The organism is Streptomyces sp. SID12501 (assembly GCF_010550245.1).
Classification (GTDB): Bacteria; Actinomycetota; Actinomycetes; order Streptomycetales; family Streptomycetaceae; genus Streptomyces.
Window position 1 is genome coordinate 1 of record NZ_JAAGLU010000657.1, and the last position, 440, is coordinate 440.

The following is a 440-nucleotide window of genomic DNA, read 5'->3' on the forward strand; positions in this document are numbered from 1 at the left end:
GACCGGGAAGAAGGCGGTCATCGCCCCGTACTCGGGTGCCATGTTGGCGATCGTGCAGCGGTCGGCCGCGGTGAGCTCGGCCACGCCCGGGCCGGTGAACTCCAGCATCAGGGCGCGTACGTTCTCCTCGCGGAGCCTGCGCGTCAGGGTCAGCACCACGTCGGTGGAGGAGGTGCCGGGACTGACCGCTCCCGTGAGCCGGACGCCCACGATCTCCGGTACGCGCAGCGGCTGGGCGAGGCCCAACATCTGCGCCTCGGCCTCCAGACCGCCGACGCCCCAGCCCAGCACGCCGAGGCCGTTGACCATCGTCGTGTGGCTGTCGGTACCGATGACGGTGTCCGGGAGGAGGACGCCGTCCGGGCCTTCCGCGACGATGGTGGCGAGCTGCTCCAGGTTGACCTGGTGGACGATGCCGCGCCCCGGAGGCGTGACGCGCA

1 protein-coding gene is annotated in these 440 nt (G+C 71.6%); it reads right to left on the bottom strand.

Going from position 1 to position 440, the window contains the following annotated elements:
• Positions 1–440 (bottom strand): aconitase family protein (locus tag G3I71_RS47765; RefSeq protein ID WP_239149812.1); only part of this gene is annotated, 440 nt, incomplete at both ends.